Origin of the sequence: Streptomyces sp. NRRL F-6492 (genome assembly GCF_001280125.1) — a bacterium.
Taxonomy (GTDB): Bacteria; Actinomycetota; Actinomycetes; order Streptomycetales; family Streptomycetaceae; genus Streptomyces.
The window spans coordinates 26,034-46,301 of sequence record NZ_LGEG01000046.1 but is presented as its reverse complement, the minus strand read 5'-3'; the positions used below and the strand labels follow the sequence as shown (position 1 = coordinate 46,301).

At 73.6% G+C, this 20,268-nt stretch carries 21 protein-coding genes and 1 riboswitch; of the genes, 12 read left to right on the top strand and 9 right to left on the bottom strand.

The annotated features are described in order from the left end of the window. Window positions 1-5 precede the first annotated feature (5 nt). Window positions 6-590 carry a nucleosidase gene (locus ADL08_RS06425; RefSeq protein WP_234352025.1) on the bottom strand — a complete coding sequence of 195 codons (585 nt, stop codon included), beginning with the start codon at window positions 588-590 and terminating at the stop codon, window positions 6-8. A 245-nt stretch (window positions 591-835) separates the two neighbouring features. Here ADL08_RS06425 and ADL08_RS06420 point away from each other — a divergent pair, with 245 nt between their 5' ends. After that, the gene (locus ADL08_RS06420) at window positions 836-1,201 is read left to right on the top strand and encodes a luciferase family protein (protein ID WP_234352024.1); all 366 of its coding nucleotides are present in this window, start codon (window positions 836-838) and stop codon (window positions 1,199-1,201) included. Window positions 1,202-1,245: 44 nt separating this feature from the next. Here ADL08_RS06420 and ADL08_RS06415 read toward each other — a convergent pair whose 3' ends face one another. Next, window positions 1,246-1,737 (bottom strand): PaaI family thioesterase, encoded by a 492-nt coding sequence (locus ADL08_RS06415; protein WP_053641076.1) that lies wholly within the window; start codon window positions 1,735-1,737, stop codon window positions 1,246-1,248. Window positions 1,738-1,838: 101 nt separating this feature from the next. On the opposite strand from ADL08_RS06415, the gene ADL08_RS06410 reads away from it, so the two are divergent. After that, on the top strand, window positions 1,839-2,312 hold the full coding sequence (locus ADL08_RS06410; RefSeq protein WP_053641075.1) for a winged helix-turn-helix transcriptional regulator: 474 nt from the start codon (window positions 1,839-1,841) through the stop codon (window positions 2,310-2,312). Window positions 2,313-2,483: 171 nt separating this feature from the next. Further along, window positions 2,484-3,353: a YhjD/YihY/BrkB family envelope integrity protein gene (locus ADL08_RS06405; RefSeq protein ID WP_053641074.1), complete on the top strand. Its 870-nt coding sequence runs from the start codon at window positions 2,484-2,486 to the stop codon at window positions 3,351-3,353. Window positions 3,354-3,399: 46 nt separating this feature from the next. Here ADL08_RS06405 and ADL08_RS06400 read toward each other — a convergent pair whose 3' ends face one another. Both ADL08_RS06400 and ADL08_RS06395 read right to left on the bottom strand, forming a co-directional pair. Further along, window positions 3,400-4,209, bottom strand: coding sequence for an ABC transporter permease subunit (locus ADL08_RS06400; protein ID WP_234352023.1), 810 nt, complete (start codon window positions 4,207-4,209; stop codon window positions 3,400-3,402). A 44-nt stretch (window positions 4,210-4,253) separates the two neighbouring features. Then, window positions 4,254-5,162: an ABC transporter ATP-binding protein gene (locus ADL08_RS06395; protein WP_053641072.1), complete on the bottom strand. Its 909-nt coding sequence runs from the start codon at window positions 5,160-5,162 to the stop codon at window positions 4,254-4,256. A gap of 135 nt (window positions 5,163-5,297) precedes the next feature. Between ADL08_RS06395 and ADL08_RS06390 the strand changes: the two genes are divergently transcribed. The 3 genes from ADL08_RS06390 to ADL08_RS06380 all read left to right on the top strand — a co-directional run bounded on the left by ADL08_RS06390 (window position 5,298) and on the right by ADL08_RS06380 (window position 8,064). Further along, window positions 5,298-6,728, top strand: a complete 1,431-nt coding sequence (locus ADL08_RS06390; protein ID WP_053641071.1) for a histidine kinase — start codon at window positions 5,298-5,300, stop codon at window positions 6,726-6,728. After that, entirely contained in the window at window positions 6,725-7,414 is a 690-nt protein-coding gene (locus tag ADL08_RS06385) for a response regulator (RefSeq protein WP_053641070.1), read from the top strand. The genes ADL08_RS06390 and ADL08_RS06385 overlap by 4 nt, the downstream gene beginning before the upstream one ends. Window positions 7,415-7,560: 146 nt before the next feature. Continuing rightward, window positions 7,561-8,064 (top strand): NUDIX domain-containing protein, encoded by a 504-nt coding sequence (locus ADL08_RS06380; RefSeq protein WP_053641069.1) that lies wholly within the window; start codon window positions 7,561-7,563, stop codon window positions 8,062-8,064. Between the two features lie 51 nt (window positions 8,065-8,115). On the opposite strand, the gene ADL08_RS06375 is transcribed toward ADL08_RS06380, so the two are convergent. After that, window positions 8,116-8,646 (bottom strand): AMIN-like domain-containing (lipo)protein, encoded by a 531-nt coding sequence (locus ADL08_RS06375; RefSeq protein ID WP_053641068.1) that lies wholly within the window; start codon window positions 8,644-8,646, stop codon window positions 8,116-8,118. A 98-nt stretch (window positions 8,647-8,744) separates the two neighbouring features. Between ADL08_RS06375 and ADL08_RS06370 the strand changes: the two genes are divergently transcribed. The 3 genes from ADL08_RS06370 (at window position 8,745) to ADL08_RS06360 (ending at window position 10,271) form a co-directional block, all read left to right on the top strand. Then, on the top strand, window positions 8,745-9,386 hold the full coding sequence (locus tag ADL08_RS06370; RefSeq protein WP_053641067.1) for a DUF6629 family protein: 642 nt from the start codon (window positions 8,745-8,747) through the stop codon (window positions 9,384-9,386). A gap of 30 nt (window positions 9,387-9,416) precedes the next feature. Next, window positions 9,417-9,638 (top strand): hypothetical protein, encoded by a 222-nt coding sequence (locus tag ADL08_RS06365; protein WP_234352022.1) that lies wholly within the window; start codon window positions 9,417-9,419, stop codon window positions 9,636-9,638. A 135-nt stretch (window positions 9,639-9,773) separates the two neighbouring features. After that, window positions 9,774-10,271, top strand: a complete 498-nt coding sequence (locus tag ADL08_RS06360) for a peptidylprolyl isomerase (RefSeq protein ID WP_053641065.1) — start codon at window positions 9,774-9,776, stop codon at window positions 10,269-10,271. 287 nt (window positions 10,272-10,558) lie between these two features. Here ADL08_RS06360 and ADL08_RS06355 read toward each other — a convergent pair whose 3' ends face one another. Both ADL08_RS06355 and ADL08_RS06350 read right to left on the bottom strand, forming a co-directional pair. Next, entirely contained in the window at window positions 10,559-10,819 is a 261-nt protein-coding gene (locus tag ADL08_RS06355) for a type B 50S ribosomal protein L31 (protein ID WP_053641064.1), read from the bottom strand. 171 nt (window positions 10,820-10,990) lie between these two features. Then, complete coding sequence (locus ADL08_RS06350; RefSeq protein ID WP_053641063.1) at window positions 10,991-13,510, bottom strand: SpoIIE family protein phosphatase; 2,520 nt, start codon at window positions 13,508-13,510, stop codon at window positions 10,991-10,993. 152 nt (window positions 13,511-13,662) lie between these two features. Between ADL08_RS06350 and ADL08_RS06345 the strand changes: the two genes are divergently transcribed. Both ADL08_RS06345 and ADL08_RS06340 read left to right on the top strand, forming a co-directional pair. After that, entirely contained in the window at window positions 13,663-14,427 is a 765-nt protein-coding gene (locus ADL08_RS06345; protein ID WP_053641062.1) for an alpha/beta fold hydrolase, read from the top strand. A 248-nt stretch (window positions 14,428-14,675) separates the two neighbouring features. Then, window positions 14,676-15,980: a phosphoribosyltransferase family protein gene (locus ADL08_RS06340; RefSeq protein WP_053641061.1), complete on the top strand. Its 1,305-nt coding sequence runs from the start codon at window positions 14,676-14,678 to the stop codon at window positions 15,978-15,980. Between the two features lie 6 nt (window positions 15,981-15,986). Here ADL08_RS06340 and ADL08_RS06335 read toward each other — a convergent pair whose 3' ends face one another. Next, window positions 15,987-16,910, bottom strand: coding sequence for a LysM peptidoglycan-binding domain-containing protein (locus ADL08_RS06335; protein WP_053641060.1), 924 nt, complete (start codon window positions 16,908-16,910; stop codon window positions 15,987-15,989). A gap of 4 nt (window positions 16,911-16,914) precedes the next feature. Next, window positions 16,915-17,098: riboswitch (cyclic di-AMP (ydaO/yuaA leader) on the bottom strand. A gap of 380 nt (window positions 17,099-17,478) precedes the next feature. On the opposite strand from ADL08_RS06335, the gene ADL08_RS06330 reads away from it, so the two are divergent. Continuing rightward, window positions 17,479-18,141 (top strand): DUF6197 family protein, encoded by a 663-nt coding sequence (locus ADL08_RS06330; protein ID WP_053641059.1) that lies wholly within the window; start codon window positions 17,479-17,481, stop codon window positions 18,139-18,141. A gap of 45 nt (window positions 18,142-18,186) precedes the next feature. On the opposite strand, the gene ADL08_RS06325 is transcribed toward ADL08_RS06330, so the two are convergent. After that, entirely contained in the window at window positions 18,187-20,211 is a 2,025-nt protein-coding gene (locus ADL08_RS06325) for a phosphocholine-specific phospholipase C (protein ID WP_053641058.1), read from the bottom strand. Window positions 20,212-20,268: the final 57 nt, after the last annotated feature.

Below are 20,268 nucleotides of genomic sequence, written 5' to 3'. Positions count from 1 at the left end.
AACCCTCAGGGGCGGTACGGGACGTTCGCCGCCGCCCAGTCGGCCAGCACCCGCGCGCACCCGGCGACCGATTCCCGCCAGGTGCGCGCGGCACCCTCGCCGGCCTCGTCGCTGACGTGCTTCACGAGGCGCAGCGGCACCCCGGTGACCGCGGCGACGTGCGCGAGGGCGTACCCTTCCATGTCGACGAGCGCCGCCTGCTCCGCGAGCCGGGCACGGGCGATCTCGTCCGAGATGAAGGTGTCGCCGGTGGCCAGGACCACGTCACCGCCGTCCGGCAGGGTCAGCGGCGCCCCGTACGACTCGCCCGTCAGCATGGCGAGCAGCCGCCCGTCGAAGTCGTGCTGCACCACGGTGCCGACGACGTGCGTCCCGGTCAGGCCGGGCCGCAGCGCCCCGGCCGTTCCCAGGTTCACGATCCCGGACGGCCGGGGCCCCCGGCCGAGCACGGTCGCCAGCGCGGTCGCGGCGTTCACCTTGCCCATGCCGGTGAGCAGCACCGGCAGCCCCGTGTCGAGGAACTGCGCCTCTTCCTTGACGGCCAGTACCAGCAGGGGGCGGTCGCCCGTGATCTCTCCCAAGAGTTCCATGGGCGCCACGCTAGTTCGCGGACCTGCCCGCCGTACAACCGGGAGGGCCCGAAGGCCGGCCCCGTCACCTGCGGCGGCTCCGCGACCGACGGGGCCGGCCGCACCGTGACACAGGGTCACTTCCTTCCCACGCGCCGCCGTGCGGCACGGCCGCGCGGGCCCTCCCGATGGCCTGTTTTGCGCGTCGGCCGGATTCTTTCCGCAGGACGCTTGTGCGCGGCCCCGGCGCCCGGCACGCTCCTCGTATGAACACGGCCAGGCATGCCAGTGAACGTCTGATGAGCTGGCCCTCGCTGACCCCCGGCCGTGCCCACTGCGGCGCCGAGGTCGGACTGGGCACCGCGACGCAGGAGATCGTGCACTTCCACGGTGAACACGAGGCCGACGTCCACCTCACCCGCGCCATGATCGCCAAGCTGCGCCCGGCCCTCCTCGGGTCGAGCGCGGTCCGTCTGCGCGCCGGATCCGGCTGGGTGACGGTCCGTCTGGACATGGGCTCCGACATCGACCTGCTGGCCACCCTGGTGAGCGCGGCCCTCCAGGCCAGCGGCGTCCCCGACGCCGTCCCGGACGGCTGCACCCGCACCCGCCCGGTCACCGGCATCCGCTGAGCCCCGGTCCGCCGGACCGCCTGGCGCCCGTGTGACGCGGAAGGCTACGCCGGGACCGGGAACAGCATGCACGTGCTGGTCGCGTGACCGAGCAGCCGGTCCTCCGCGTCGTACAGCCCCGCCTCCGCGAGCGCCGTGCGGCGTCCCCGGGTCAGCACCGTGCCGACCGCTCGGACCTTGCCGGTGGCGGCCGTGACCGGACGGAGGAAACGGGTCGACAGGTCGAGCGAGGTGTACGCCGTGCCCAGGGGGAGCGTGGAGTGCACCGCGCACCCGGTCGCCGAGTCCAGCAGCGTCGCGTACACGCCGCCGTGCACGCTCCCGATCGGGTTGTAGTGCTCCTCGGCCGGCTCGAAGGAGAACACCACCCGCCCGTCCCCGACCTCTTCGAGGTCGAAGCCGAGGAGCGCGGCGATCGGCGGCCCGGGCAGCCGCCCCGCGGCGATCTCCCGCAGGAAGTCGAGCCCCGCCATCGTTCCCGCGGCCCGCGCGGAGGCCGCGGGGTCCTCCCACTCGACCGTGCGCGTTCGCCCCATGACCATGCTCCGTCCGACTCGACCAGCTGACTCTTCATGCCGAAGCTAGCCCTCGTGAAAGCTGACTGTCAACGACACAGTCAGGCGGCTAGAGTGTGACGATGAAGTGGCTGGAGACGGACACGGAGAACTGCTCGGTCCGGCGCACCCTGGACCTGGTCGGCGAGAAGTGGACCCTGCTGATCCTGCGGGACGCGTTCAACGGCGTACGCCGGTACGACGAGTTCCGCCGGCACCTCGGACTCTCCGAGGCCGTCCTCGCCGACCGCCTCCGCAAGCTCGTCGCGGCGGAGATCCTGCGGGCCGAGCCCTACCGCGAACCCGGCGCCCGCACCCGGTACGAGTACCGGCTCACCTCCAAGGGCATCGACCTCTGGCCCGTCCTCCTCGCGCTCAAGCAGTGGGGCGACACCCACGCGGGGACCCCCGAGGGCCCCGTCCTCGACGTCCGCCACACCGACTGCGGAGCCCCCGTCCGAGTGGTCGTCCAGTGCGAGGGGGAGGAACGGGCCCCCCTCTCCGTCCGCGACGTCACCGTCCGCCCCGGCCCCGGCGCCCGCCCCCTCCGCGCCTGAACCCCGCTCGGCGCCCGCCCTCCGGCTCCTGGGCCCCGTTCCCGGCGTCCACCTCCCGAGCTCCCGCCCTCCCGGAGCCCCGGTGCCCGGCCCCGCTCCTCCGGACACCGGACCCACCCGTTCGGCGGCATTCCGCGATGCCGCGCCGCCGGGCCGGGTACCTCACGAGGCATGCCCTCCACACCCGGTCCGCCGCACGACGGTGCCCCCACCGAACACGGCCACTGGTTCCGACGGGTCCACGACCGCGTCGCCGCCTCCTCCGTCGGCCTCGCGTGGAACCGCGGCCGCGCCATGGAACTCATGCACCGCGCCATGGGCTTCGCGGCGCTCAGCCTCCTCACCCTCGTCCCCCTCCTCATCGTCGTCGCAGCGGCCGACCTCGCCAGAGGACAGGGCTTCGCCCGCTGGCTCGTCCAGGGCCTCGGCGTCACCGAGGTCTCCCAGGAGGAGGTCGAGCGGCTCTTCGGCCAGCCGGGACAGGCCCTGCAGCGCACCACCGCCTTCGGCCTCACCGCCCTCGCCGCCTTCGGCGTCACCTTCGGGTCCGCCGTGCAGACCGGATACGAGCGGGTCTGGGACCTCCCCACGGCCCGCTGGCACACCATGTGGCGACACGTGGTCTGGCTCGCCGTCCTCGTCGGGGCCCTCCTCGTCTTCGTCGCCTTCCCCGCCCCCGAGAACGCGCCGACCCTTACCACCGCCGCCGTCGCCCTCGGCGACCTCCTCGGCACCTTCCTCTTCTTCTGGTGGTCCCAGCGCTTCCTGCTCTGCGGACGCATCCGCTGGCGCGCCCTCCTCCCCGGAGCCGCCCTCACCGCACTCGGCCTCCTCGGACTGCGGATCTTCTCCCAGCTCGTCTTCTCCCCCCTCATCGCCTCGAACGCGGTGACGTACGGCCAGTTCGGCACCGTCCTCGTCCTCCAGTCCTGGCTCGTCGGCGTCGGCTTCGTCGTCTACGGAGGCGCCCTCGTCGGCCGCCTCGTCCACGAGCACCTCGTCCGCCGCCGCCTGCGCCGCTTCCGGCCGAACGGCGGCTGACCCCCGTGTCCGTGCCCGCCCCGGTCCGCCGGAGCGGGCACGGCCCTCACAGGTCTTTCCGCCGCACCGCCGCCACCGAGACCGCCACCGCGCCCAGCGCCCACGACGCGTACACCAGCCAGGCACCCCCCGTCGTCCACGGGTACGGCTCCCCGTGGGTCCCCACGGCCACCAGCCGCTGCCACGCGTGGAGCGGCGTCGCATGGGCGAACACCGCCGAGAGACGGCGCTCGTCGCCGAGGACCGACGGCACCAGCAGGAGCAGCACCACCGAGCCGACGACCGAGAGCGCGCTCTGCCGCAGCACCGCGCCGAGCGCCGCCCCGGCCAGCGCGCAGACCGGTGCGAGCAGCGCGGACGCCACGACGATCCGCAGCGCCCCGGGGTGCGTGAGGGGCAGTCCGACGCCCCGCTCCGCGAGCACCGCCTGCGTCGACCAGAACGAAAGCCCCGCGGCGACCGCCCCGAACACGCTCTGAACACCGGCTATGACCAGCAGTTTCGCAGCCATCAGCGCGCCGCGCGCCGGCACCGCCGCGAATGTCGTGCGGACGAGCCCCGTGCCGTACTCGCCCGCCACCGCCACCGCCCCCGTCGCGGCGGCACAGAGGACCAGGACCATGGACGCGTTCCCCGTGAACGCGTCCCACAGCGCCAACTCGTTCGCCACGAACTCGGCCCGGCCCGCCGCGTCGTACTGGAACCAGTAGCGGTAGTGGTCCCAGGCGGTCCCGAGGTTGAAGCCGACCACGACCAGCGCGCCCAGCAGCAACGACCAGGCCGTCGATCGCAGTGACCACAGCTTCAGCCACTCCGACCCCACCAGGTCACGGAAGCGCGCACGAGGCTCCGTCACGGAGCACACCCCACTCGTGGTGCCCGTGGAAATGTCGTAGGAGGTCATCGGGCGTCTCCCGCCATGTACTCGACACTGTCCGCGGTCAGTTCCATGAAGGCTTCCTCCAGAGAGGCGGCACGGGGGACCAGCCGGTCGAGCGGCATCCGGTGCTCCATGGCTATCGCGCCGATCCGGGCGGCCGGCAGTCCCGTGACGGTCAGCAGACCCGACTCCTCCCGGACCTCCGCCCCCTCCGCGAGCAGCAGGGTCCTGAGGGCCGCCCGGTCGGGCGTGCCGACGGTCACGCTCTCCCCGGTACCGCGCGCCGCGAAGTCCGCCAGGCTCTCCGCCGCGATCAGCCTGCCCTTCCCGACGACCACCAGCTCGTCGGCGGTGTGCTCCATCTCGCTCATCAGATGGCTGGAGACGAAGACGGTGCGCCCCTCGGCGGCCAGCCGCCGGAACAGCCCCCGCACCCACTTCACCCCCGCGGGATCGAGGCCGTTGAGCGGCTCGTCGAAGAGCAGCACGGGTGGATCGCCGAGGAGCGCGCCAGCGATGCCGAGCCGCTGCCGCATGCCCAGCGAATAGCCGCCCACCCGCCGTTTCGCGGCCCCCGCGAGCCCGACCTCCTCCAGGACCTCGTCGACCCTCGCGAACGGGACGCGGTTGCCGCGTGCGAGCATCCTCAGATGCGCCCGGCCGGTCCGGCCGCCGTGCACGTCCGTCGTGTCCAGGAGTGCGCCGACGTGCCGCAGGCCGCGCGGCCGGTCCCGGAACGGCCGGCCGTCGACCGTGACGGACCCGCTCGTCGGTGCGTGCAGGCCCAGGGCCGTTCGCAGCGTGGTGCTCTTGCCCGCCCCGTTCGGCCCGAGGAAGCCGGTGACCCGGCCCGGCCGCACGGTGAACGTCAGCCCGTCGACAGCGGTCGTGGCGCCGTAGCGCTTGGTGAGTTCCATGACTTCGATCATGTGCACCACCGTGCCGCCCCGGCCCCCCGGCGGGCATCGGACCAGGGCCGACAATCGGTGTCACCGCCTGTCATCCCCGGTCTTACAACCACGGGTTGATGTCCCGTCGGCTCCCTTCGCCCTACGATCATCCGCATGTCAGCCGCACCGGCAGCACCGTTTCTCAGGAAGATCACCCCCGGCGGGTGGACCGCTCTCGCCTGGCTCGCGGGCCTCCTCTTCACCGCCCTGCTCCGGGTCCGGCTCCCCGGGCAGGAGAAGGCGGAGGTCCTCGCGGGTGTGGTGATCCTCCGCTGGGACGGCCTCACCATGCTGGCCCTCGCCACCCTGCTCGCCCTGCGCGGCAGCGTCCTCCTGGCCCGCCGCCCGGGCGCCGCCCTGCACCATCTGCTCGGCGCGGCCGTCATCGGCTCCCTGCCCCTCGGCGTCACCGCCATACCCCTCGCCCAGTACCTCGCGGTGGACGTGGCCCTCTACACGATCGCCGTGACCCGACCCCACCACGAGTCCGACCGCGCGGTGTTCCTCGGCCTCGGCACCGTCGCCGGCTACCTCGCCGTCCGCCTCGCGTGCGGCTGGAGCGTCGGCACCACCACCGCCCTCGCCGTGGGCCTCACCGCCGCGGTCGCCTGGCTCCTCGGCCGTGCACAGCGGCAGACCCGCGAGCACGCCGAGCAGACCCGGCTCAGGATCGCCGAGCAGGCCGTCACCGCCGAACGGCTGCGGATCGCCCGCGAGATGCACGACACCGTCGCCCACAGCATCGGTATTGTCGCCCTCCAGGCCGGCGCCGCGCGCCGGGTCATCGACAACCGCCCCGACCAGGCCCGCGAAGCCCTCGCCGCCATCGAGACCGCCAGCCGCGAAACCCTGGCCGGGCTGCGGCGCATGCTCGGCGTCCTGCGCACCGCCGACGAGGAGGAGGGTGGGGCCACGAAACACGACCACCGCGGCTCCATCGGCTTCGGCACCGCCTCCGTGAACTCAGGGGCGCCCTCGCTTTCAGAGGTCTCTCCGCACTCCGAGACGTCCCCATCCGCCGAGACGCCGCCGCACCCCGAGACGTCCCCATCCGCCGAGACGTCACCGCACCCCGATACCTCCCCGCATTCCGGCCCGACCGCCCTCCCGAAGGTGCCGGGGCTTCCCGAGATGCCGGGCCTTGCCGCCCTCGACCGGCTCGCCGAGACGACCGCCGCCGCCGGGGTCCGGGTCGCCGTCCGCTGGATCGGTGCTCCCCGGCCGCTGCCCCCGGACATCGACCTCTCCGCCTTCCGGCTCATACAGGAGTCCGTCACCAACGTCGTACGGCACTCCGGCGCCGACCGCTGCACGGTCACCGTCGACCACCGCGACCCGGAGGCCCTCGCCCTCGCCGTCGAGGACCTGGGCCCCACCCCCGGCCGGGAGCGCGAACGGTCCGGCGGGGGCTCCGGCTACGGCCTTCCCGGCATGCGGGAGCGCGTCGGCCTGCTGCACGGGGACTTCACCGCCGGACCCCGCCCGGACGGCGGGTTCCGCGTCACCGCCCGCCTCCCCCTCCCCGCAGGAGTCACCCCCGCATGAGCAGCAGCACCAGCGCGGCCCCCGAGCGGCCCGTCCGCATCGTCCTCGCCGACGACCAGCCCCTCGTGCGGACCGCCCTGAGCATGGTCATCGCCGAGACCGCCGACCTCGTGGTGACCGGCGAGGCCGCCGACGGCGCCGAAGCCGTCCGGCTCGTCGAGGAGACCGGCGCCCACGTCGTCGTCATGGACCTGCGGATGCCCGGCACCGACGGCATCGAGGCCACCCGGCTCATCACCGAAGGCCCCACGGACGCGCGGGTCGTCGTCCTCACCACCTTCGACGACGACGACCACGTGTTCGGAGCGCTGTACGCGGGCGCGTCCGGGTTCCTCGTCAAGGACATGGCCCTGGACGACATCCTCGCCGCCGTCCGCGTCGTCGCCTCCGGTGACGCCCTCATCGCCCCCGCTGTCACCCGGCGCCTCATCAAGGAGTTCACCGACCGCCCCCGGCCCGCGCCCGCCGCGCCACGTCGCCGTGCCGAGGGAATCACCGACCGGGAACGCGAAGTCCTCACCCTCGTCGGCCGCGGCCTCTCCAACACCGAGATCGCCGGCGAACTGCACATCAGCATGGCCACCGCGAAGACCTATGTCACCCGGCTGCTCGCCAAACTGGACGCCCGCGACCGCGTACACCTGGTCATCATCGCGTACGAGACGGGCCTGGTCTCCACCTCCTGACCTTCTGACCTCCTGATCCGCCCCGAGGAGCCGAGGGGAAGGGGTGATCACACGATCCGGTGATCCGCCGGTGAGCGGCCCGGCCGAGCTCCCCGGGCCGCTTGGATGGAGGCGATCCCATCGGCCCGTCGAGAGAGAACCGCCCCATGGCGAACACCTGGCTGCCGCCCGTCGAGTACGTAGCGACCCTCCCGAGAGCGACGGCCTACGCCTGCCTCTACTTCACCGACACCAGGGGCCGCCCCTTCCAGCTGCGCGCCACCTACTACTCCGGGATGTGGCAGTGGCCCGGCGGCAACATGGATCCGGGGGAGACGCCCTGGGAGACGGCGGTGCGCGAGTGCCGCGAGGAGACCGGGATCTCCTTCACCGGGGAACCCCGGCTGCTCGGCACCCACTTCACCACCGACCGGGGCGACGACTGGCCCGCCAACCACATCGGTTTCGTCTTCGACGGCGGCGAACTGACGGACGAGCAGATCGCCGCCGTCGTCCTCGACCCCGAGGAGCACAGCGAATACGCCCTGCGCACGCTGGACGAGTGGGAACGGGAGATGACCCCGGCCGAGTTCGCCCGCCTCGCGGCGACCGACCGCGCCCGCAGGTCCGGGACTCCCGCCTACCTGGAGGCCGGTCCCGGAGAGCACTGAACCGCGCGTCGGCGGGGCCGCCCGTCCGGACGGCCCCGCCGACGGTGCGTCTCAGGACCGGCAGCCCACCGGGTGGGGGACGTCGACCACGAGACGCTCCGGGGAGTGCAGACGGAAGGTCTTGGGCGCGGGTTCGGCGCCGAAGGCGGCTCCTACGGTGACCACGCCCTCGAAGTCGCCGGTCAGCGCGACTCCCTTGAGCGCGGGCAGGGAGACCTTCGCCAGCCTGGGGCCCCGGTACACGGACCTGCCGGCGTCGTCGTGGGCGGCGGCGGGGGAGAGTCTGATCTCCAGGAAGTACTTCCCCGCCAGCGGGACCTTCCGCCCAGAGCCGTCCTGGTACAGCGCGGAGACCTGGCGCACGGTGACCGAGGGCACGGCGCCCCGTACGTCGATCACGAGCCGGTCGAAGGTCGCGTGGCCGCCCCAGCGGGCGTTGACGACCAGGGCCGTCGCCGGGGCCGGCCCGCTCCGGGACGGAGCGCCGGCCGCGCCCGCCGGGATCGTGGCGCCGATCCCGGCGGTCAGCAGGACTCCCGCGGCGGCAGCGGTGGTGACGGCGAACGCATGACGGTGATGCATGACGTCCCCCATTCCTCGTGCTCGGGGACAGTGGTGTCACTGGTGAAGACACCCGCCATGGCCGTACGGTTCCGCCCGATATGAGATAAAAGTGCGCTATGTGCTGGAGTGCTTCGGCCGACCTCTGGGCGGGCCTCGGGATCGGCGCCGTGGGCGTGGCCTCCCTCGCCTCCGTGCGCCGTCCCGGGGACGCGCCGCTCGCCGCCCTGCCCCTGCTCCTGGGCGCCCACCAGGTCGTGGAGGCCGCCGTCTGGCACGCCGACGGCGGAGCCGGACCCGCCACCCTCGCCTGGGCCGTCATCGCCCTGCCCCTGCTGCCCCTCTGGCTCTCCGCCGGCGTCCTGACCGCCGCCCGTCCCGCCGACCGGCCGCGTCTGCTCGTGCCCCTCGCCGCCGGCCTCGCGACCGCCGGCCTCCTCGCGTACCGGCTCGCCACCCGCCCCGTCACCGCCGAGGTCCGCGGCCGGACCCTCGGCTACGTCGTCGACCTGCCGTACGCGCCGCTGCTCCTCGCCGGGTACCTCCTCGCCACCGTCGGCGCCCTGCTCCTCGCCCGCGACCGGCTCCTGCGGCTCCTCGGGCTCCTGACCGGGGCCGGAGCCGTCGTCTGCGCCGTCCTGTGGACGACCGAGTTCGTCTCCACCTGGTGCGCCCTCGCCGCCGTCGCCTCGCTGCTGCTGCTCATCTGGGTGCGCGGCCGTACCGGGCCCGATCCGCGTCCGATCCGGGAAAGCCCGTAACCCCTCGGTCGTTCAGCAGTTGACCCGGGCATGAAGAAGCGCAGCATGCTCGCCATCGCCTCCCTCGCCGCAGGTGTCGTCACCGCCCTCGTCACGCCTCCGCCGCAGGCGAACGCCGCCGTCGGGAACAATCCCATCGGCAGCCCCCTCGGCCTCCTCCAGGAGGACCACGGCGCCGAGACCGTCCTCCACGACACCGTCCAGGGCGCCGGGGGCGCCCTCCAATCCCCGGAGACCGGCGGACTGCTCTAGCTCCCGTTCGTCCCCCGTGTCCGAGGGGGCGAACGGTGCCCCGCGCCCCCACGGGCGGCGGGGCACCGGCGCTCCGTGACACGACCGGAGGCGGCCCGTGCGCACCCGGTGCGCGAGTAATGACAGGATGTCCCCATGAGCGACAACGTTTATTTCGACATCTCCATCAACGACGAGCCCGCGGGCCGCATCGTCTTCCAGCTGTTCGACGACGTCGTGCCGAAGACCGCGCAGAACTTCCGTGAGCTCGCCACCGGCGAGCACGGCTTCGGCTACGCCGGCTCCCCGTTCCACCGCGTCATCCCGCAGTTCATGCTCCAGGGCGGCGACTTCACCAACGGCAACGGCACCGGCGGCAAGAGCATCTACGGCGAGAAGTTCGCGGACGAGAACTTCGACCTCAAGCACGACCGCCCGTTCCTGCTCTCGATGGCGAACGCCGGCCGCAACACCAACGGCTCGCAGTTCTTCATCACCACGATCGTCACCGACTGGCTCGACGGCAAGCACGTCGTCTTCGGCGAGGTCGTCGAGGGCCAGGACCTGGTCAAGAAGATCGAGGGCCTCGGCTCCCGCTCCGGTGCCACCAGCGCCTCCATCAAGGTCGCCGACTCCGGCATCGTGAAGGCCTGATCGCCTCCCGGAGCTGAGCGGAGGGCCTTCGCGCCCCCGCTCGCAGGCACCGGCCGGGGCGGGGACGCGGTCCGACGGACCGCGCCCCCGCCCCGGCTCACGCAGCGGCGCGTGCGACACCGAGTCGGGCCGCGTCCCCACCGGTTGCGAGTACCGCCTCCCCGGCGGGTCCCCGCCTCCGCCACGATCTCGCGCGGACGCAGGTCGCCCCGGGCCTATGAGCGCTCTCCCGTCCTCGCGACTTCGTTCGGGAAGCCGAACCCACCACCCCGTGGCCGGGGGAGGGCTCAGCCCTCGGAAGAGCCCTGCTCGCCGAAACGGCGTTCGAACCTGGCGATCCGTCCCTCGGTGTCCACGGTCCGCGCCTTGCCCGTGTAGAACGGGTGGCTCTCGGAGGAGATCTCGACGTCGACGACGGGATACGTGTTCCCGTCGTCCCACTCGATGGTCCGGTCGCTGGTCGCGGTGGAGCGGGTCAGAAACGCGTATCCGGCCGAGCGGTCGCGGAAGACCACGGGTCCGTACTCGGGCTGCTTGTCCTGCTGCACGTGTCCTCCTCGGGCTGCCGCCCTGACTCGTCCGGGCCTGATCGGCACGGCACCCCCAGCCTCCCCGGGGCCGGGGCAGCCGACCAGTGCCACGGGCCCGACCGGGTGACGGGCCACGCGTACGCCCACCCCTCCCGCGGCCGTCCGATCGGTGCGGAACGCCCGTACGGCTCAGCCGCCCTCCGGCCACCGCGCCGCGAGCAGCAGGGCGATGTCGTCCGGCCGGGCCGTGGCCTGCCGGGCCTCCCGGGTCAGCCGGTCGGCCGTCTCCGAGAGCGGCAGGGAGGCCGTCGCGGCGAGTGCCCGGCGCAACCGCTCGATCCCCTCGTCGATGTCCCTCCCCGGCCGCTCCACGAGCCCGTCCGTGAACAGCGCGAGGACCGACCCCGGTGCCAGCCGCAACCGGGACACCGGGTACGAGGCCCGGTCGTCGATCCCGAGGACCATCCCGCCCGCCAGGTCCACCTGCTTCGCCGTCCCGTCCGGCCGCAGCAGCAACGGCTGCGGATGCCCCGCCCGCACCGCCCGCGCCTCGCCCGTCTCCGGATCGAGCAGGACGTAGCAGCAGCTCGCGAACTGTCCCGGGTCCAGGTCGATCAGCAGCCGGTTGGTGCCCCGCATGACGTCCTGCGGCCGGTGGCCCCCGAGCGCGAACGCCCGTACCGCGCTGCGCAACTGACCCATCGTGGCCGCGGCCGCCACCCCGTGACCCTGCACGTCGCCGATGACCAGGGCGAGCCGCCCCTGGCCCGTCTCGATCACGTCGTACCAGTCCCCGCCCACGTCCATGCCCTGCGTGCCCGGCAGATAGCGGCCCACCGTGTCCACCCCGACCCGGACCGGCAGCCGGTGCGGCAGCAGCGCGTCCTGGAGTCCCCGCGCGACCGCCGACTCCGTGTCGTACCGCTGCGCCCGCTCCAGGGCCTGCGCGATCAGCCCCGCGAGCGCCGTGAGCACGGTCCGCTCCTCCGGACTGAACCCGCGCGGCTGGTCGAAGCCGAGGATGCAGGAGCCCACCGGCCGGCCCGAGGCGATCAGCGGCAGGAACGCCCGCGCCCCCGAGTCCGCGTCCAGCGGAAGCCCCGGATACGCCCGGCCCAGCTGCTCCATCGACTCGAAGAACAGGGGCCTGCCCGTCGTCAGCGTCACCACCCCCGGCACCCGCTCGTCGAGGCCCACCCCGTCGAAGGGTTCGAGGAAGCCCTGCGGAAAACCCGTCTCCCACGCCAGGTAGAGACGCCGGTCGCTCAGCAGGTAGATCGCCAGCTGCCGCCCGCCGAACGCCGGCAGCAGCTCCTCCGTCACCACCGCCGACACCTGGCGCGCCGTCACCGCCTCGGTGAGCGCGATCGCGAGCGCCACCGGCCGGTACAGGTCCGCCGCCCGGTCCCCGGGCGAGGCCATGTCCTCCGTGATGCGCCGGCCCGTCCCGGCCTTGTGCGCGAGGCCCGCCGGACCCTCCTCCGGGAGGAGCACCATCGTGACCCCGTCCCGCCCCGGATGCAGCGAGACCGACAGCCAGCGGCCCCCTTCCGGACGGGCCAGGAAGCGCACCGGCTCCCCGGAGAGCAGGGCGGCACGCAGCTGCTCCTTGTGGAAGGGGTTCCCGAACCAGGGCAGCGCCTCCCACAGCGGCCGCCCGGCCAGGGCCCTGCGCGGCCTCCCGAGGAGCTGTTCCGTGCGCTCGTTGACGTACGTGACGCGGCCGAGCCGGTCGACGGCCAGGAGCGCCCTCGGCAGCCGGTCGGTGGCGTCCGAGCCGATCAGGCCGGTGCCGAGGTCGACGAGGGTGCCCACGAGCCGGGAGCCCTTCTCCGGGCCGCTCCGCCGCGCGCGTGCGGACACCTCCAGGAGGTGCAGTCCGCCGTCCGGGCCCCTCAGCCGCAGCCTGCGCACCAGGGGGCGCCCGCCGGCGCCCGTCGCGTGCCGGGCCGCCGCCCACAGCGCGTACCCGTCCTCCGACTCCAGGAGGGACATGAGGGTCTCGATCGTGCAGGGCGAGGTCACACCCGCCCCGAGGATCTTCAGGAACCCCTCGTCCATCGTCACGGTGCCCGAGACCAGGTCCCAGTCGAAGGAGCCGAACCGCACCGGCAGCCCCGAACCGGTCGGCAGCTGCACGCACACCGGATCGCCCGCCCACTCGACCGCCGTCCCCCGGCGGGACAGCTCGGTGAGGGCCTCGCCGAGCCGGAGCGCGCCCCGCGTCATCCGGCTCCGGTCCCGCGCGTCCACCGGCACGCCCGGAGTGGGCGCGCGCAGCGCCACGAGTACGCCGAAGCGCTCACGGCCCGTGATCACCGGCGCGTACAGCGAGGCGAAGGGGAAGGGGAGACTGGCCACCAGCTGGGGGAAGCGCCGCATCGCCTCCTCGACGTCGGAGAGGTGGACGGCCTGACCCGAGCGGTGGACCTCCGCCACCGGGAACGGCCGATTGGTGTGCATCCGCCACCACGGACGGAACAACGGCCCCGGCAGCCCCACGAGGACCGCGAGCCGCAGCAGACCGGGCGTCTCGGAGCGCAGGTACACCCCGCCCGCGTATCCGCCGACCTCCTCCACGGCCCCGAGCGCCGCCTCCGCGAGCGCCCACGTCAGGGCGACGGAGGCGGGTTCGTCGCCGGCTCCGCTTCCGGACGGACGCCCGGTACCGCCCGCCGGGCCGGGGCCGGAAGCGCCGTGCGAGGTCACACAGCCAGGATGCCCCGGGGGCCGAAGCCCCCGCATCCCGGGAGGACCCTTCGCGGACGGCGATGTTGACCGCACGCGTCCGTGCCGTCACACTCGGTGGTCGACCGCCGCCGTCCACACGCGGCGGCGCCATCATGCGACCAGGGGGCACGATGACGGGCCGGGTTCTTCCGTACGACGTCCACGGCGAGGGGCCGGGAAGGGCCCTGGTGCTCCACAACTGGTTCGGCGACCGCACCAGCTTCGCCCCGCTGCGCGCCCACCTGGACGGCGCCGTCGGCACCTACGCCTTCGTCGACTGCCGGGGCTACGGCGAGGCCCTCGACCACGAGGGCGCCTACACGATGGAGGAGGTCGCGGCCGACGCCCTGGCGGTCGCCGACGACCTCGGCTGGGACTCCTTCTCCGTCATCGGCCACTCGATGGGCGGCAAAGCGGCCCAGCTGATGCTCCTCGACGCGCCCGACCGCGTCCGCTCGCTCATCGGCGTCTCACCGGTCTCCGCCGCCGGGTTCCCCCTCGACGGGGAGTCCTGGGAACTCTTCGCCGGAGCCGCCGGGGAGCCGGCCAACCGGCGCGCGATCATCGACCACACCACTGGCGGCCGGTACGGCGACGCCTGGCTGAGCACGCTCGTCGACCGCTCCCTCAGCCGCTCCTCCGCCACGGCCTTCCGCGCCTACCTGGACTCCTGGTCCCGCGCCGACTTCCACGAGCGCGTCCGCGACAACCCCACGCCCGTCCTCCTCGTCGTCGGCGCGCACGACCCTGCGCTCGGCACCGAGGCGATGGAGGGCACCTGGCTGCGCTGGTACCCGAACGCCCGCCTCGAAGTCATCGAGGACGCCGGGCACTACGCCCCCGAGGAGACCCCGGGGGCCCTCGCCGAGGCCATTGAGGCCTTCCTCGCCGCCTGAGCCGCCTGAGCCGCCTGACCCGACCGGCCCTTCTGGCCTCTCCGACCCGCCTGACCCGTCCGCCCCGACCGGCCCGTCCGACCTGCCTGAGGCGTCCGGGTCGTGCGGGCCGTCCGGCGCGGGCGCCCGGGCCGTCGACCGGGCGGAGCGGGTCGGCGCGTCTACCCTGGAGGAACGGGCAGGGGACGGGCACCGCGTTCCTCCCCGGGCCCGCCCGGGCGGCCGTACGGGCGGAAGGGCCTCGGACCATGTTCTTCAGCGATCGCAGCGACGCGGGGCGGCAGCTCGCCGCCCGGCTCGACCACCTCAAGGGCCAGGACGTCGTGGTCCTCGGCCTTCCGCGCGGCGGAGTCCCGGTGGCCGTCGAGGTCGCCGACGCCCTCGACGCCCCGCTCGACATCTGTCTCGTCCGGAAACTGGGCGTGCCCCACCGGCCGGAGGTCGCGATGGGGGCGATCGGCGAGGGCGGCGTGCGGGTGCTCAACGAGCAGGTGCTCGACGAGGCCGGGGTGGACGACCGGACGCTGGCCGCCGTGGAGGAGCGCGAGCTGGCCGAGCTGGACCAGCGCGCCCGCCGCTACCGGGGCAGCCGGACGCCCGTGCCCCTGGAGGGGCGCACGGTCCTCGTCGTCGACGACGGGCTCGCCACCGGCGCCACCGCCCTGGCGGCCTGCCGGGTGGTCCGTGCCCGGGGCGCGGCCCGGATCGTCCTCGCGGTGCCGGTCGCGCCGCCCGGCTGGACGGCCCGCCTCGGCGGCGAGGCCGACGAGACCGTCGGCGTCCGCACCCCGGAGGGGTTCTACGCCGTCGGACAGTTCTACCGGGAGTTCCCGCAGACGCCGGACGACGAGGTGATCGCCTGTCTGGACCGGAGCCGGGCCGCGCGCGACCCCGTCGTCCGGGACACGGACGTACGGATCCCGGTCGACGGCGCCGTCCTCGCGGGGAGGCTCGCCGTGCCCGAAGGGGCCACCGGCCTGGTCCTGTTCGCCCACGGCAGCGGCAGCAGCCGCCACAGCCCCCGGAACCGGGCGGTCGCCGCGGAGCTGAACAGGGCCGGTCTCGGGACCCTGCTGTTCGACCTGCTGAGCGAGGCCGAGGCGGCCGATCGGGCGCACGTCTTCGACACCCCGCTCCTCGCGGGCCGGCTCGCAGGGGCCACGGAACGGCTGGCCGAGCGGCCCGACGTCGCGGGGCTCCCGCTCGGTTACTTCGGAGCGAGTACGGGAGCGGCGGCCGCGCTGTGGGCGGCGGGCGACCCCGCGTCCCCCGTCGCCGCCGTCGTCTCACGCGGCGGCAGGCCGGACCTCGCGGGCGACCGCCTGGCCGGGGTGCGGGCCCCGACCCTCCTGGTGGTGGGCGGCGACGACCCGCTGGTCCTGGACCTCAACCGGCGGGCCGGGGCGCTGCTGCGCTGCGAGAACCGGCTGGCCGTGGTGGAGGGCGCCACCCACCTCTTCGAGGAGCCCGGTGCCCTGGAGGAGGTGGCGGAGCTCGCCACCTCCTGGTTCACCGGGCACTTCCCGCGCCGGGGCGTCGGGACGCCCCGTTGAGGACGCTCAGTACGCCCCGTTGACGTTGTCGATGGAGCCGTAGCGGTCGGCCGCGTAGTTGCAGGCGGCGGTGATGTTGGCGACCGGGTCGTACAGGTCCATCGACGTGCCGGGCACGTGGTAGGCGAGGAAGGTCGGCTCGATGACCTGGAGGAGGCCCTTCGAGGGGGTGCCGTTGACGGCGTTGATGTCCCAGTTGTTGATGGCCTGCGGGTTTCCGGAGGACTCGCGCATGATGTTGCGGTGGATGCCCTCGTAGGAACCGGGGATGCCGTGCTGGGCCATGATGTCCAGCGACTGCCGGATCCAGCCGTCGAGGTTGTCGGCGTACTGGGTGGCGGCGGCCGGAGCGGCCTGGACCGGAGCGGCCGGAGCGGCGGCGGGGGCCGGGGCGGCGGCGGAGGCGCCCGTGCCGGTGGCGGCGGACGGGGCGGCCGCGCGGCGCTCGGAGCGGTTCGCCCGGTCGGTCGTGGTGGACTTCTCGGCCTTCGCGGTGGTCTTCCGCTCCGCCTTTTCCTGCGTCTTCGGCTGCGCGGGGGCGGCCTTGGCGGAACCCCGATGAATCGTCAGTTCCAGACCGGGGTGGATGAGTGACGGATTGTCACCCACGGTGCTCTGGTTGGCACGGTAAAGGCTCTTCCAGCCTCCCTGAATTCCCTTCTTGTGGGCGATCAGGGAAAGCGAGTCGCCGCTCACGACGGTGTAGGTACGCGCGGTCGCCGGGGCGGCCGGGGCCTTGGCGGCGACCGGGGCGGCGGGAGCGGCGAAGGTCTTGGCGGCGATCTCCGGAGCTCCGGCGGCGGGCGCGGCGCCGGCCGTGGCGGGGGCGATCAGGGGCAGGGACAGCGCGGCCCCACCGGTGCCGACCAGGGCGAGACCACGGGAGACGTGGCTGCGGCGGGGGCGGCGGTGCTTACCGTGTGCAGGCATGACGGATTCCTCTCCGGCGCCTACGAGGTGAGCTGTCGGGTTCGGACGGGAGATGTCCGGCCGCGCGCACGCGGCTGCACCCCGAGCCGTCCCGGAATCCGGGCCGGCGTATTCGTGGGTCCCCCGCTCCTGCCGTCGGGTGAAAAGGGAGGTTTCCGAGCGGTGGCAGGATTAGGCGTTCCGCTCGAATGGAGGTGACCGTAGGCCAGTAATGCGGCGAATAACAAGAGGATCAGTTCGGTGATCTCCGTGAATGGATCACCGAATTAAGGGAATTCAAGATCGGTCGGCTCCCGGAAGCGCCGAACTTCCTTGCGCGGCACGGGGTGGGGGAGCCCGGGGCCGTGCGGCGGGCCGTGGGGAGTGAGTCGCGTCACCTGGGGAGTTATGTCCGAATATGCGATGTAATTCCATTGATGGGGAAATAGGGCGAAAATCTATCCAGTGGTGTTTTTGTGGGTGAGGGGGTGGCGTCGGACGTGCCCGGCGCCCCTCAAGGGCAAAGCGTGCAAAGCCGACATTCTTCACGAAGAATGAAGTGTCGCCCCAGGAGCCCAGGAGCCGCCCGATGCCCCCCGCCGCCCCCCAGCTCACCCCCGACGCCCTCGACCGCGAGGCCGCCGCCCTCTACGAGAGCGCCGTCTGGCGGCGGATCGTCACCGACTGGACCGCCCCCGAACCGCTCGCGCCCGCCCCCGGACCGCCCGGACCCGGCCCGCTCGCGCCCGCCCCGGAACCGCTGCCGCCCGGCGAGGCACGGGACTGGCGGAACCTGCTCAGCGTGCCGGTGGACCGGCTCGTGGCCGAGGCGCTCGGCGCGCTCCCGGCTCCGGTCCCCGTCGAGCGCCGTCTCCCCGGCCGGATCGGAGCCGTACTGCCGGACCGGCTCCACGCCTGGCGCCGCGTCGGCCGGTCCGAGCTGCGGCCCTCGGTCCACCTCGGCTACGCGCGCCTCGTGCTGACCGAGTGGGGCTGGCAGAACGCCCCGTACAAGCTGCGCGACAGACGTGGGGCCCGCTGTGTCTGCGGGGCGCTCCTCGCCGCCCACCGGCTCGGCTACGGCGGCGCGGACACCATGAACGAGGCGGCCGCCTGGATCATGACCGAGCTGCGGTCCCGGGGGTGGCGGGACCTCATCGGTCCGTGGAACCGGGCCCCCGGACGCACGGCCGACGACGCGCTCGCCCTCCTCGACGCCACGGCCCGCCGCGCCGCGCACGCCGGCCGCTGAGGCCCGGAGCCCGGGCGCGGGGACCCCGCGCCCGGGCGGCCGGGGTCAGCCGCTGACGCTCGGGGCCCCGTTCTCGATGTGACCGGTGTACCGGCGCGACCAGGTCCCGTCGACGCCGGTGGTGATCGTGAAGTCGTACCAGCCCCGCTGGTACGCGACGGCGTTGAAGAAGTCCTCCGTGCCGGAACCCGCCGGCACCGTGTACGTCCACGGTCCGTCCGTCCGGTAGGCGTTGGAGCGGATCGTGAAGGTGACGGGTCCGCCGGAGGCGTTGGTCATCCTGAACCAGAGGGCCGTCTTCCCGGTCCCCGGCTCGGTCGCGAACCGAGCCGCCACCTCGACGTCCTTGCCCGCCTTGGAGGCGTCGCCGATGAACCGGCGCAGGAAGCGGTTGGGTCCCATCATCGAGATGTCGTACTTCCCGGACCCCGAGCCCGTACCGATGTTGAAGAAGTCGGAGGCCGTGCCGCCGGGGTCCACGGTGTACTGCCAGGCGGCCGTGTCGCGGTGCTGGTGCGGGTGGATCGAGAAGTGCGCGGCCCGCCTCGCCTCCGTCCCCCGGTTCGTCATCGAGAACCAGGCCAGGATCTTTCCGCCGGAGCCGAACTCGAAGCGGTCCAGGTTGCCGTTCACCTGGTACGGCAGGGCGCGCGCCGACCGGGTGCCGGACTCCTGCGCGGGCAGGGCGTTGTCCTGCGGGACCGGGTTCGGCAGCGGCTTGCAGGTGGCCTGCCCGATCACCTTCGCCGTCGACGGGAGCCCGGCGGGCACTCCGTACACCGGATGGGCGAAGTCGAAGACGCCGGTCAGATCGCCCGTCACCTTCCGCCGCCAGGCGCTGATGTGGGGGCAGGCGGCCGGGGTGCCGAGGGCCGTCGTCCAGGTCTCCAGGAAGCGCAGCACGGAGGTGTGGTCGAAGACCTCGGAGCTCACCCAGCCGCCGCGGGTCCACGGGGACATGACGAGCATGGGGACGCGGAAGCCCAGGCCGATCGGCACGCCGTCGAGGTACTCGCCCGGCGTCCCCGGCGGGGCGATCGGCGGCGGCACGTGGTCGAAGAAGCCGTCGTTCTCGTCGTAGTTGAGGAACAGCACGGTCGAGTCGAACACCTCGGCGTCGGCGGCCAGGGCGCGGTAGACGAGGTCGACGAAGTGCGCGCCGTCCCCGGGCGGCGCGTAGGGGTGCTCGGAGAAGGCCTCGCTCGCGACCACCCACGACACCTGCGGCAGGGTCCCCGCCAGGACGTCCGCGCGGATCGCCGCCGCGATGTCGTCCGGGGTCGAGCCGGTCGCCTTCGGGACGGAGCCCATGCCCCGGTCGTACAGCGGGTCCCCGGGGCGCGCGTCCGTGAACCTCTTGAAGTACGCGAGGCCGTTGTCGCCGTAGTTGTCCTGGGCGTTCTGGTAGACCTTCCAGCTCACCCCGGCGCGCTGGAGCGCCTCCGCGTACGTCTCCCAGGTCAGGCCCCGCTCCTCGCCGCCGTCCTTGCTGGAGGCGTCGATCCTCCCGCTCCACAGGAAGGTGCGGTTGGGGCCGGTGGCGCTGAGCGCCGAGCAGAAGTACGCGTCGCAGATCGTGTAGTGGTCGGCGAGCGCGTGGTGGAAGGGGATGTCCTCGCGGTCGAGGTGGCCGAGCGTGCGGACGTTGCCCACGCCCGTCACCCAGTTGTCGAGGCGCCCCTTGTTCCAGGCCGCGTGCTGCGAGGTCCAGCTGTGCGGCAGGTCGCCGTTGCACTGCGCGAGGGTCTCGCCGTCGACACCGCCCGCCGGTGGGGTGTCGCTCAGCTTCCACGGATGCTGACGCCCGCCCAGGTTCGGCTGGTTGAACGTCCCCCAGCCGCCCGGGATGTTGCCCGCCGCGCGGTCGCCGAAGCCCCGCACCCCGCGCAGGGTGCCGAAGTAGTGGTCGAAGCTGCGGTTCTCCTGCATGAGGATCACCACGTGCCGGACGTCGGTGAGGGTGCCGGTCGCGGCCCGTGCCGCCGCCGACGCGGCGGCCGGCGGCAGTGCCGCCCCCGCCACGAGCCCCGCGCCGATGCCGACGAACCCCCTGCGGCTGATGGGAAGCATGCCCCGCCCCTCGTGTCACGGCGTGCCCCGGCGGCACGTCGGACACATGATGGAGGG